We start from the raw sequence: 12,141 nt of genomic DNA, 5'->3' as shown, positions 1-12,141 counted from the left end.
GTTGGAACAGGATTTTCCCCTGTCCCAACTCCTTTTTGAAATGGTTAGGAATAGAACGAGTGATTAAAAGCTCCTTACAACACCTTGGACCACTCGTTTCCATTGTTCCTCTTTCGAAATCTCCGCTTTATTATCCCCTGTTTGCAATCCGTAATCACCAAACTGTGAATGATTGCCCCCCTGGATGATAATGGTATAGGTCTGGGATGGTAATCGTGCATCTCCTTCTGTCAGGGCGATTTCATCAATCACACCATCAAGTTGACCTTCTATCGTGATAACATCCCCCTTAAAGGAAGATAGGTCATCGGCTTCAGGAGGGTAGGCAGCCATTAGAATAAGGCCTGTTACCTTATCAGGGTTATTTTTTACATATCTCGCTGCCATTGCGCCACCAAGGGAATGACCAGCAATAACCCATTCTCTGTCACCAAATCTCTTTATTACTTTATCAGCTTTATTAGGATTTAAAACTGCGAGATGAAGTGGCATCTTAGCTATAATAAATGGTACACCTTCTTCAGCGGCCATTTTGGCGATTGGGGCATATGCTGCCGCCTCCACTCTACCGCCAGGGTAAAAAATGACCCCTATTTCATCATTCTCTTTTGTCGGAAAAAAACTGATCCAACCGCTATCTTCCTTTACCACCACTGTTTCTGTGGACTCCATACTTTCTTGATCGACTAATTTATAAGGTGTAGCAAGCAGGTATATACAAGCTGCTGCTATTACACTAATAATGATACCTATGGTAACTAGTGTGTTTTTTTGCCATTTTTTCATGTTTGACCCTCACCTAAATAGATTAGGTCTATTGTATGAAAACATGGAGGGGAAAGCAAATTTTGGTAGTTCATGTATGTTTTCTGTTAAACTCCTGTTGACTTTCGTTCCGGGTGTTCGCTTTCCGCGGGGCGTGTGCTTGAGCATCCTCACTTCGTTGCGGGGTCTCAACCTACCGCTACCTCCTGCAGGAGTCGAACACCCTCCACTACTGTCAACAGGGGGAGCCGGTTTATATGAAAAATTAATTCTTCTTTAATATCGCTCTTACTGGGCTTCCGTCTGTACCTTTGAGCTTTAATGGTAGAGCAATCAGTTCGTACTCCCCTTCTTCCACTTCTGTCAAATCTAACCCTTCGAGGATGCAAATATTTGCTTGATGCAAGGCGTGATGAATCGGCAATTCCTTGCTGTCGAGATTATCAACACTCGGGAGATCGACACCGATGAGAGGTATTTGCAGTCTTTCCAGTAACTTCACCACGTCGACGGATAGAGTTGGTATTTCAGTGGGAAACTCCTCTTTCTTTACCCAAGCATTTGTTTTGAATAGGATCCGCTTTGATGGATGTTGGGAAATAGTCTCTTCTACATGGCTCAACTCGACTGTCTCATATTGACTGACATCTACTACAATGGCTTGACCCATGAAGATGGAGAGATCCAACTCATCCATTCTTTTTCCTTTATCATCAAAATGAAATGGCGCATCCACATGTGTTGCCGTATGGACACTCATTTTCACACTTCCCACATTTACAGAGCCTGTGTGTTGCTTGGACCAGTTAACATTGTAGCTGAAGGGAGTATCCCCTGGCCATGTAGGTGTGTTCTCACTAAGTGGTCTTGATATATCAAATACGTTCATTGATTTGCCTCCTCCTTATGCCACTACTTCCCGTTCATTCGAGTGTTTTTCATAATGCTTATCTTGCATAATCTGCTTTATTATTTGGACCGTCTCATATACATCTCTGTACGTTGTGTATAAAGCAATGGGTGCGAGTCGAATGATATTCGGTTTACGGAAATCCGGTACAACTCCCAGCTCTTTCAAAGATTTACAGATCCGGGCGGCCTCGGGATGCTCGAGGCTGACATGACCTCCACGACGAGCATCCTCTTTTGGATTGATAAGTTGGAAACCAAATCCAGTTAGCTCTTGACCAATCAGTTCCATCAAAACCCTTGTCTGGTGCAGGGATTTTTGACGAATTTTATCCATGCCTATTTCTCCAAACATTTGTAATGAACCGAGCAAAGGTGCCATGCTCAAAATATGAGGGGTCCCAATCTGATATGCCCCGCTTGTAGCTGCGGCGGTAAATGTGTGTTCCATATCAAACTGTTTCTGTTTATCAGACCCAAACCAGCCTGTTAAACCCGGTGTTTTATCAAAATGCTTTTCATGAACAAATAGGGCACCAACTCCACCAGGACCGGCATTAAGATATTTATAATTGCACCAATAGGCAAAATCCACTCCCCACTTGTGGAACTCATGCGGTATGGCACCAACAGAATGGCAACCATCCCACCCGACGAGTATCCCTTTGTCTTGGGCTGCCTTCGTAATTTTTTTGATATCGAAAAGCTGGCCGCTCCGGTATAGCACAGTAGGTAATACGAGCACAGCAACCTCTTCATTCAAGGATTGGATGATATCCTCTTCGTTGATGGTATGCCCATCTCTACTTTTCACTCTTATGAGATATTCTTGTGGATCTAACCCTTTCAACTTCAGGATACTCTGAATGGCATAGATATCAGATGGAAAATTCAATTCATCCGCAACAATTTTCGTCCTTTTCCCTTCCGGATGAAAGAATGTTGCCAGTAACTGATGCAGGTTACTCGTTGTGGAACCAGTCACCATCACCTCTTCTTTTTTCGCTCCAACCAACGGTGCACTTAACTCCCCAAGCTTTTCAGCAAAATAGAACCAAGGCTCTCCCCCGCTTGTCCATCCATCTATTGCAAGATTTTTCCACGAGTCCAACAGGCTCAATAACGAAGCCTCCGCTCTTTTCGATAAGAGTCCCAGGGAGTTTCCGTCCATATAAATGGAGCCTTCTTTTATATAAAATTCGCTACGATATTCCTTTAAGATATCCTCTTCATCCCATTTTTTGATCTCTTCCATTAATATTGTCATTATGTATTCCCCCTTTGCTTTCAAGCGTATTATCTCATTTTTCTATAAAGTTTGACATAGGGAATTTCCTCAAAAAAAAGGACCCCCATAAAGAGTCCTTTAAAGTACATTATGAGTCAATTCAATAAACAGGTCCTGCATTTTCTTTTCTGCAAGATCATTCACTTTATTTCTGGTAGGCAAGGAAGGATTACCATTGATTCGGAAACTATAGTCAAGAATTTCTGGATGCATTTCGGAATACATAAATTCGATTTTCACTTTATGTCCTTCTGATTCCATGATCAGTGTGCACACTTTATTTCCCATAAATTCTGTGATTTTCACGACGGATTCCTCCTTCTCTCCTTTCACATTCATTTACTAATTCTACAGATATGGACAAAAACCTTTGTTTATTTAACAAATTATTCGAATTTTTTGTAAAAAAGAAGAAGCGGTTATCGTTTCCGCTTCTGGGTGTTCAAAAACTATATATTGTTGTTGTTCTTCATTCTTGATGGTTCGCCTAAAAGTTTTGCTTCAGATAGTTATTGATTCTTCGGATTTCACGGTTGTTGCCCAATGCATGTGTAACGCCCCAGATGTTGGTTTCGCCTTGTTCTTCGGTGATTTCGTTGAGTGTTACATCCAGATCATGAAAGATACGGTGTAAATATTTCAGAGCCGTTCTATCTTCATTTCTTTCAACAAGGGTAATAAGCGCATTGGCGTTTTCCATGTCATTCCATACTTTGGATGGAGCAAATCCCTCCGCTTTCAGCCAATTGACGGCCGCCTTCAACTCTTTCCATTCATCCGACGTTTTCAAGTTGCGGAGGTTGACCGTGTCAGCACCTCCCCACCCTGTCACATTATTCAAATATTTATGCTGGACTGAAATAACTTCTAAAGTAGTTTTCTCCCTATTTTCCTGATATATAATATCATCCTCATATTCCTGATGATCGATCTCCTGTACACTTGCTAGTGTGGTCGAAGAAAACAAAGATCCCCCATCCACATAATCATAATAATGATAGCCGATGACCCCAACGATAGAAACCATCATACATGCAGAGATAAATTTCAACAAAGTCCTCACTCCCAATATGTCATGCCCTCTTACTATAAGCTTTGCCCTTCACCTTGTTTATTGGTAGGATAAAAGAAAAACCAATAGGTGAGAATTGATGAAAAAACAACTAGTTATCTCTATTATCGTCTGTTCGCTCGTATTGTTAACAGCCTGCGGGGAACAAAAAGAGACAAATGAGCCGGGACCCTTAGATGGATTATTTGCCGGCACCGAGCTTTCCTACGAAGAATACAAACCTATCATGGAACATATCGTTGATCGCGTCCAAAATATGAACATTGACAATCCGCTTTTGGAGAAATGGGTGATTCGCGCAGTAGGTGATGAAAGACTTATGAATAAAAGAGATTTAACTAAAGAGGAAGCATTGGAAAAAGCAGAGTATAACCTTAAGTATTACGAAACTTTTATGGCTTTAGCACAAAATATATACGACATTTCCATTTCAGAAGAAGAACTTGATGCATGGATAGAGGAAGGACCAGATCAAAGTGAGTTCCCTCAGCAAAAAGCGTACGCTGAAGCACTAGATTTGACCCTCGCGGAACTAAACCATGAGTATGATAGGGATTTATATGAACAAACAATGGTAATGGAGAAACTACAACTTGTGTTACATGAAGAATACGATACACCTGATGTGGAAGAGGTGAGAGATAGATTCCATGAAGAAGTGGAGAACCAAATGAAATAGAACGGCCCCCATTTGGGACCGTTCTTTTTTTATTTCCTATGATGGATAAGGTCTGAAAGATATGCACGCTTATCCTTATCCCGATATACTTTCATCATTTCCATCGAGAATATGCAACATATTAACCATATCAATCCGACCGCATAGCCTGCCAATATATCACTTGGAAAATGGACCTGGAGATACACCCTACTAAGACCAACACTAATGATTAGGAGGGACAACAAAGCAATTGCAAGCATCCTCACTTTAAAAAAGCGTTTTTCCCTTCCAATCAAATAGATGATAAACCCGTATAAGATAAAACTACCCAATGCATGCCCACTTGGAAAGCTATAACCATTCCCATCATATTCCGGAGCCAAGGAGGGGCGCTCCCGCTGAAAGAAGTATTTTAATACAAAGATGAAACTACCACCACCAGCAATGGCCAAAACAAAAAAGAGGACACCAAGCACATCCCGCTTTCTTAGCCACAGGAATAGCACCGTAAATATGCTAGCAGCCGTTATCCACCAAACTGAACCAGTTTCAGTAATCATCTTGAATACATTGGTTAATGTCGTACTTTCAACGGATTGCAAATAGTCCATGATGACAGAGTCAAATTTGAATTTTTCCTGCTCCCACACATCCTCAGCCAATTCAAAGAACACAACCGTTGCCGTGATCATTAATCCAACCCCGGTAAGGATAAGCAGCCCCGGTGCCCATATCTTATTGATATCTATCTGCTCTTTCCAGTAGCGTGCTTCCTCTTTTAGATTCATCCTATCGCCCCGTTTTATTTTATAAGTTGCCTATTACCTTATTCCACTTTAGCAACTTGCTAAAACTATTTGGTTGGCATGCGATGGAGTGATATGCCAATCTGTAAATTTCTACCCTTGTTCATTAAATGAATACATCATCCAAAATCCGATATCTTGAAATCCAATTCTCTTATAGATTGCACCTGCGTTTGGATTATCATAGAAAAGACACAATTCTTTTCCCTCTCCTAGAAGTTGGTCACATAGTTTAATCATACATTGTGTCGCATATCCTTTCTTCTTGAATTCTTCCAATGTCGCAACGCCAACTACCATCGCAGAAAGTGAGTTTTCTGCTGTTGTTGAAGCAGTAGAAGCCATTCTTCCTTCTTCCTCTATAAAAAAGGAGCGGGAAACACCATCCTCAAGTCCACGCCTCTTTCTTTCCACCGTGATCTTGGATTCACTGAATTCAGGAATGGCATTCAATAACTCGACAAGTCTTTCGGCATCTTGTGGAGTGGCCTGTTGGATAAGGGAAGTATCCACCGTTGCTTGCAATTCATTTGAGAGGGCCGTGCATTTCGCATAATAGGTCTGTCTTTTTCTCTTTAAAAGATGTGTCACAAAAGGTTCAATCTGAGCCGTAACCTCTTTCAACCCTGACATCATATTGAATTTTGGATCATTCAGCATGATGTTTGCAAAGCCCTCTGCATCAAAGGTTCCTTTGGCATAAGGAATATAATTATCTTCATATTTAAGCAAGACGGCGATAAGCTGGCCGGCTGCATTAAATTCTCCCCACAGCTTCTGAAAATCCTTTTCATAGCCATAAGCCTCGATATCCCCGATGATAAACAAGTTTTCGGCCGCTTGTTCCCCCAGAAAAGTAAAGCATACTTCGTGGTCCTCTTGTGTCAGTCTTCTAATCATCATAATTCCCTCTCTCTGTTAGATAGTTAGAAATATTCTCATATTTTAACGGAAAAACTACTAGTAGGGAAGGTTATTTTATCTTTTACCTTGAAAAAAATGAATTTTGTATCGGAAGCAAACCCCCATAAAAAAGCCACAAAAAAGAGGCTACCCAATTCCATCGAGCAGCCCCTTCCTTTCTATTACTTATAAACTTTTACTTGAACTTCTTGTACACCATAGTTAACTGCATCTTCGTATTTTGGGATGAAAATATCAATTTTGTTTCCTTTGATTGCTCCACCAGTATCTCCTGCGATTGCTTCACCATAACCTTCAACCCAAACTTTAGATCCTAAAGGAATAACATCTGGATCAACAGAAATCACTTTCATGTCAGGGTTTTCTAATAGGTTGATTCCAGTTGCAGTGATACCGGAGCAACCTTCACAAGTAGCCGTATAAGCAGTTGCCGTGACTGTTAACTCCTGCGCTACTTCTGGATCAGCCGCTGTTTCTTCTTCTTGAGCAGGTTCTTCTGCAGGCTCTTCAGCTGGCGCTTCTTCTGCTGGTGCTTCTTCTGCTGGTGCTTCTGTTACAGGTTCTTCTGCCGGTGCTTCTTCTGCTGGTTCCTCTGTTACAGGTTCTTCTGCCGGTGCTTCTTCTGCTGGTTCCTCTGTTACAGGTTCTTCTGCCGGTGCTTCTTCTGCTGGTTCTTCTGTTACTGGCTCTTCAGCTGGTGGTTCTTCTGCCGGTGCTTCGACTGGGACAGGCTTTCCATCCACATAGATTACCAGCTCGTCCCCTGCGTAGATTAAATCAGGGTTAGCAATGGAATTCCATTCTGCTAGCTTCTGATAAGTTACACCTTCATAGTTCTGAGAAATTCCCCATAACGTATCTCCCTTTTCAATTTTGTAGCGTTCAGATAATGCTACTTTCAATTGATCTTGCGGGTGGATAACGTTACTTGAAAGTCCATTCCATTCTTTTATTTGTTCTACTGATATGTTATTTGCTTTAGCGATGTCCCAAAGCGTATCGCCTTTTTTTACCGTTACTTCTGCAGCAGAGGCATTCGCACCTAAACTAAACGTGCCTGCAAGGGCCGCTGCTGTTACCAAAGATACCATGGTCTTTTTCATACTAAATACCTCCTATGTATTTGACTCAATGCTACCATCATAACATGGTTTTACTAGTTTTAAAGAACAGTAGAATAACATTTTAGTTACGTACATAACGGGTATATTAAGGGATTATTACGAGTTTTCCTTTTATTAGAAGGATAAGGAAAACTATTCTAGTAGAGGATTATTAGACCATAAAAAAGAGCTTTACGTCGGAATTCCCCTTCCGCGTAGAGCCCTTCTATCAAAAGCTATTTTAATTTCGTAAAGGTTATTTGATACCAGCCACCCTCTTTGATGACCGGCTGCAATTTTTCCACTTTCAGCCCCGCCTCATCAGCCAGGTCTTTGAGATCCTTCTCGGAAGGAAGTGGGTACAAATTATCAAAGGCGGTAAAGAAGCTGTTAAACACACTAGAAAACTGGCCGCCGTGCTTTGAATTATGAATAGGTGAGACCACCGATAATGTTCCTTTTGGCAGGAGCCACCCGCTTATTTTCTTGAATAATTCAATCCGGTCATCCGGAGATATATAATGTAGAATATTGTTCAACATGACAAAATCCACTTTTTCATCAGGTGACCACTGATGTACATCTTTACAGACGATCTCTACCTGCTCTTGGTTTTGACAATTTTTGCTCGCTTCTTCTGCCACATCTTCGTTGAGCTCAATTCCGAGCATCTTCGCTTTCGGAAACTTTTGCGAAAGCTTCAACAAGTACCCACCACTGCCGCACCCGACATCCACTACTTTCTTCGGTTTGGCTTTCTTCATGACTTTCATCACCCGAGGAATGGCCAATTGTTCAAGGAGCGAGGAAGTCTGCGCGACCACCATTCCATGCTCTTTTTGATTAAACTGCTCCTTCTTGTCGGTTTTCATCATTTTTGGATATTTTATGAGGGTAGGTATATGAAGCTCCATCATTTCTTTCAATAGCACCCCAGTTGATCGGGGGTTATGCTTACTTGATGGCACCATGAACTTTTGGACCGTCTGGTAGCGTTCCTTGGATTTCTTTTTCAAATAACCAATGACACCACCAACCTCCACCCATCTTTTTAAAAGGTCTTCCTTCAATTCTTGTTCCTGAGCCACTTCCATGATGGTCTTTGGTTTCTTGAAAGCCTCATATAAATCCAACTCATACCCAACATAGGCATGCCAACTATATAGGAAGGGTAAATTTCTTTTCATATACCCCCGCGCTTTAAAAAGTCTTACATATTCACTAATCATCCCTATGCTTCCTCCTTATGGTCCCTCCACGGGTAATCTTCCTCTTCTGTAAAAAGGTGACGCCGATCTATTTCATGAATGTCGCGGTCCTTCCTTTTCGGGGCCACCCCGGTCTGGATCACCCGGTCCACCAGCGATTCCTTCCAGATGCCAAGTCCTGAAATATTCAACATATGCTTGATATGAAGAACAGGATCATTGGTAAGCTGATCCATTACCTTGCTTCTCCAGGTCACCAAGGATTTTAGCGGCTTGGAATAGGCGAGGGCCGAAAGATGACTTAATTTCAAAACATGCTGAACCCTCGGCTTTCTCACTCTTTCGTAATTGGTAAGGTTCTCCATCCCATGCTGATCCTTATCGTACATCCAACATAGAAGTTCCCCGAGCACGTCCCCATCCTGTATGGCAAGATTCATCCCTTCACCTGCCATGGGGTGAACGCTGTGCGCCGCATCTCCAAGCAATGCCACATTCCCTTTTACGTAATTGGAAACATGATAATGTACTGGAATCATGAGCTGTATTTTTTTCCATGAATCTATTTGCTGCACGTATCCATCCAATTCCGGATAAAGATCCAAATATTTTTTATAAAAAGCTTCCAATCCTTCCTCGATCATTTCTTTATAGCTACCTTTTGGAATCAAATACACGCTACGTACAAGATTATCCGGCAAAGGAAAAAGCCCCAGGAACGTATCATCTGTGGAGATGATTTTCCCCTCCGTCAACTTTTCAGGACGTGGAAATGTTACTGTCAGAAAATGATGATCATATTTTTTCTCCTTTTTTGGTACACCCATCGTTTCTCTGACCTTTGATTTGCGCCCTTCTGCACTAATGTAGTAATCCGCTTCAAGCAACACTTCTTCCTTTTCTATTCTCACCTTCGCTTTTTTTCCTTCAAAGCCCATAAACCGACCAGGCTGTATATATTTGAAGGAAGGGTATTTTTCCGCTTCCTCCAAGAGAATTTTTTTCAAGGTTTCATGGGGGATCATCAATGCATAGTTATATGGCTCCGGTAGTATGTTATAGCTCATGGATTGAATCGGTAAGTTGGGCTTCCTGTCGAGCTTGTTCTTTTCTATCAGCTCTATTTTGTTAATCGTATGGCCATGATCCAGTACATTTTCGAGGATTCCATTCTTCTCGAAAATCTGCAACGTCTTCGGTTGCACCAGTTCCCCCTTGTACATATGAGGACTGCCTTTGACCTGCTCCACAACCGTAACCCCAACACCGCACTTCGCAAGCTTCAGCGCTACCGTCAATCCGCCAACACCGCCCCCAATCACCAACACATTCGCCTTCAACACCATCACCACCTCTACTCAATTCATTCCACTAAACCACAAACGCAAAACTTAGAAACTCTCTTATGAGAGGAGAAAAAAATCCCTTTTAGGGGGTCAGACCCCGGCAGGATTTTCGTTACTCGTGGCGAAGTCTCGAGGCGGTATGCCTAGAGGCCTCGCTGAAAAGTTGGTTTAGGAGTGATTGCAGAGTGATTGGAGTGATCGGGCGGTTTTCTGGATTTTCGGGCGGTTTTTGGGATTTACCGGCGATTCCGGAGAACTTTCGGTCGATTTTTTGTGTTTACGGGCGACTTTTCGAAAATACGGGCGAAAATCAAAAAATACAGGCGATTCGCAAAATCTAACGAATTTGCAAAACCCGCTAACTTACCTCACCCCTCCCCCACTATCAGCCACAACATCAAAAAAACAACCTCTCCGGCCCCTATGAGCCAAAAAGGTTGTTTCCCCCATGATCAAACTACATTATAGTAGAAACTCGTCAAGAATCTCACCTGTACCTGTTGCCACCTGTAGAGCGTTTTAATGCTTCCATATCCTCTTCCACCGAGCCCCATCGCTCTTCCATCAATGCCTTAGCATCTGCAATTCCTTGATTATAATAGTAAGGACCGAGTTCCTTCATGAAAACGTCCAACAGCAGGTCCGCTCCAAGGTCGCCTATCTCTTCGTCACGTTCTTCTTCGAAATAGGATTGAATCTTACCAATCATCTGGTCTTTCATTTCTTTCGGAATGGAAATCATATAATACACACACCTTTATACGAATGGATTAACCACTTTGCTCTTGCTCCGATGCCGTCAAAAGTGGCTCATACATCATAATAGCATGATTTTCCGTTACGTATTGGTCATCAACTTCTTTACCGCTTAAATTAATTACTTTACGGTGAATGACATTGTGCCGTAGATATCCTCCCCAATATGCAGAAGTGATACTGTGTTCTTTTTCATACACCTTATACACATGCAGTGGCGGCTTTTCCAATCTCCACTCTCCCACCAATTCGTCCTCTTCCAACTTAACACATAGCTGGAAAGCATGGTCGGTGTCATTTCTAAGCTGGAGATCCAAATAATTATAAGAGCAGGTGGCCCCACTCCCAAAAGGCTGCGTCCTTTTGCTGTCGGGAAACACATCAAAGCTGTGACGATAGCGTTCTGTTACGGTCAGCGGAGTATGCAATGCCATCCAGTAGATTAAATTGGAAAGCTGGCACAACCCTCCTCCAAGTCCCGGCTTGAACGTACCATAAAAGAGGACCATACCATCTACATAACCCTTTTTCCTAGTAGGCTTTCCAATCAATTTCCAATACGAAAAGGACTCACCCGGCCTTATGACTACACCATTGATCTTTTTTACAGCCAGCCGCAAATTGATTACTTTGTTATGCTGATACCACATATCCACATCCTTTAGCTTCCTCAATGTCGGTGTCTTGTGTGAGAAGCTTTTATATGGAAGCATTTCACTTGTTAATTCAGTCGCATAAGTTTTATTTCCAATTTTCCATTCTAACCAGCGCTTCAAGATGTAAAATTGCGTTCCCAGCCAAATACGTAATGCTGACCTTTTTTTCGGCCTAAGATCCACATGATTCATCATTAAATCCCCGTCCCTTCGTTTACCCAAAGATTAGACGTCATTTTATGATTATAAGTTTTGTAACATTTTAAATTTTACGACTTTTATAGTCATAATCACGCTATTTCCATTAACAAATTTTCTCACGGATATATTTTTCCTTTTATATAAAACTAATATGGGAAATTAAAGAAGCTAAAGCAGGTGAACATGATGAATTTGTTTGAGCAAGGACCAACATCCTCCCTAAAGGATGGCGATACCATCTATCTCTTTTATCGTAACCCCCACACACAGAATGTTGCCACTGTCCAACAGGCTAGTATTGTGGCAAACCCTTATGAAGACGGTCAACTTTCCATTTTTTTATATGATACGTACTATCCTTTATCTGACGAGTTTGTTTTTTTCACATCATTGGAAGAAGCAGAAGCACTCTATCATGATTATTTCGGACCATCTTACGAATAAAA

The 12,141-nt window shown here is 41.8% G+C and carries 15 protein-coding genes; 3 read left to right on the top strand and 12 right to left on the bottom strand.

From position 1 onward, the window contains the following. Nucleotides 1-63: 63 nt before the first annotated feature. From EKQ44_RS00875 to EKQ44_RS00855, 5 genes are all read right to left on the bottom strand, one after another. Nucleotides 64-786 (bottom strand): alpha/beta fold hydrolase, encoded by a 723-nt coding sequence (locus tag EKQ44_RS00875; protein ID WP_237661639.1) that lies wholly within the window; start codon nucleotides 784-786, stop codon nucleotides 64-66. Between the two features lie 244 nt (nucleotides 787-1,030). After that, complete coding sequence (kynB, locus tag EKQ44_RS00870) at nucleotides 1,031-1,654, bottom strand: arylformamidase (RefSeq protein ID WP_237661638.1); 624 nt, start codon at nucleotides 1,652-1,654, stop codon at nucleotides 1,031-1,033. A 15-nt stretch (nucleotides 1,655-1,669) separates the two neighbouring features. After that, entirely contained in the window at nucleotides 1,670-2,941 is a 1,272-nt protein-coding gene (kynU, locus tag EKQ44_RS00865; RefSeq protein ID WP_237661637.1) for a kynureninase, read from the bottom strand. A gap of 99 nt (nucleotides 2,942-3,040) precedes the next feature. Further along, the gene (locus tag EKQ44_RS00860) at nucleotides 3,041-3,268 is read right to left on the bottom strand and encodes a hypothetical protein (protein WP_237661636.1); all 228 of its coding nucleotides are present in this window, start codon (nucleotides 3,266-3,268) and stop codon (nucleotides 3,041-3,043) included. 181 nt (nucleotides 3,269-3,449) lie between these two features. Next, entirely contained in the window at nucleotides 3,450-4,016 is a 567-nt protein-coding gene (locus tag EKQ44_RS00855; RefSeq protein WP_237661635.1) for a hypothetical protein, read from the bottom strand. 97 nt (nucleotides 4,017-4,113) lie between these two features. Here EKQ44_RS00855 and EKQ44_RS00850 point away from each other — a divergent pair, with 97 nt between their 5' ends. After that, entirely contained in the window at nucleotides 4,114-4,713 is a 600-nt protein-coding gene (locus tag EKQ44_RS00850; RefSeq protein WP_237661634.1) for a hypothetical protein, read from the top strand. Between the two features lie 29 nt (nucleotides 4,714-4,742). Here EKQ44_RS00850 and EKQ44_RS00845 read toward each other — a convergent pair whose 3' ends face one another. From EKQ44_RS00845 to EKQ44_RS00825, 5 genes are all read right to left on the bottom strand, one after another. After that, on the bottom strand, nucleotides 4,743-5,483 hold the full coding sequence (locus tag EKQ44_RS00845) for a phosphatase PAP2 family protein (protein WP_237661633.1): 741 nt from the start codon (nucleotides 5,481-5,483) through the stop codon (nucleotides 4,743-4,745). Between the two features lie 111 nt (nucleotides 5,484-5,594). After that, nucleotides 5,595-6,401 carry a GNAT family N-acetyltransferase gene (locus EKQ44_RS00840; protein ID WP_237662526.1) on the bottom strand — a complete coding sequence of 269 codons (807 nt, stop codon included), beginning with the start codon at nucleotides 6,399-6,401 and terminating at the stop codon, nucleotides 5,595-5,597. Between the two features lie 185 nt (nucleotides 6,402-6,586). Beyond that, nucleotides 6,587-7,528 (bottom strand): 3D domain-containing protein, encoded by a 942-nt coding sequence (locus EKQ44_RS00835; protein ID WP_237661632.1) that lies wholly within the window; start codon nucleotides 7,526-7,528, stop codon nucleotides 6,587-6,589. A 236-nt stretch (nucleotides 7,529-7,764) separates the two neighbouring features. Beyond that, entirely contained in the window at nucleotides 7,765-8,757 is a 993-nt protein-coding gene (locus EKQ44_RS00830) for a class I SAM-dependent methyltransferase (protein WP_237661631.1), read from the bottom strand. 2 nt (nucleotides 8,758-8,759) lie between these two features. Next, nucleotides 8,760-10,082, bottom strand: coding sequence for an FAD-dependent oxidoreductase (locus EKQ44_RS00825; RefSeq protein ID WP_331254645.1), 1,323 nt, complete (start codon nucleotides 10,080-10,082; stop codon nucleotides 8,760-8,762). A gap of 185 nt (nucleotides 10,083-10,267) precedes the next feature. Here EKQ44_RS00825 and EKQ44_RS00820 point away from each other — a divergent pair, with 185 nt between their 5' ends. Continuing rightward, entirely contained in the window at nucleotides 10,268-10,423 is a 156-nt protein-coding gene (locus EKQ44_RS00820; RefSeq protein WP_237661629.1) for a hypothetical protein, read from the top strand. A 146-nt stretch (nucleotides 10,424-10,569) separates the two neighbouring features. Here the strand turns inward: EKQ44_RS00820 and EKQ44_RS00815 are convergent, their stop codons facing one another. Continuing rightward, a complete protein-coding gene (locus tag EKQ44_RS00815) occupies nucleotides 10,570-10,824 on the bottom strand; it encodes a DUF2164 domain-containing protein (RefSeq protein WP_237661628.1) in 255 nt (84 codons plus the stop codon). A 28-nt stretch (nucleotides 10,825-10,852) separates the two neighbouring features. After that, a complete protein-coding gene (locus EKQ44_RS00810) occupies nucleotides 10,853-11,686 on the bottom strand; it encodes a VanW family protein (protein ID WP_237662525.1) in 834 nt (277 codons plus the stop codon). Nucleotides 11,687-11,878: 192 nt separating this feature from the next. On the opposite strand from EKQ44_RS00810, the gene EKQ44_RS00805 reads away from it, so the two are divergent. Continuing rightward, nucleotides 11,879-12,139 carry a transcriptional regulator SplA domain-containing protein gene (locus EKQ44_RS00805; RefSeq protein WP_414491237.1) on the top strand — a complete coding sequence of 87 codons (261 nt, stop codon included), beginning with the start codon at nucleotides 11,879-11,881 and terminating at the stop codon, nucleotides 12,137-12,139. Nucleotides 12,140-12,141 lie beyond the last annotated feature (2 nt).

Source organism: Sutcliffiella horikoshii (genome assembly GCF_021991925.1).
GTDB lineage: Bacteria > Bacillota > Bacilli > Bacillales > Bacillaceae_I > Sutcliffiella_A > Sutcliffiella_A horikoshii_F.
The sequence above is the reverse complement of the archived record's forward strand: the minus strand, read 5'-3'. Positions and strand labels throughout refer to the sequence as shown.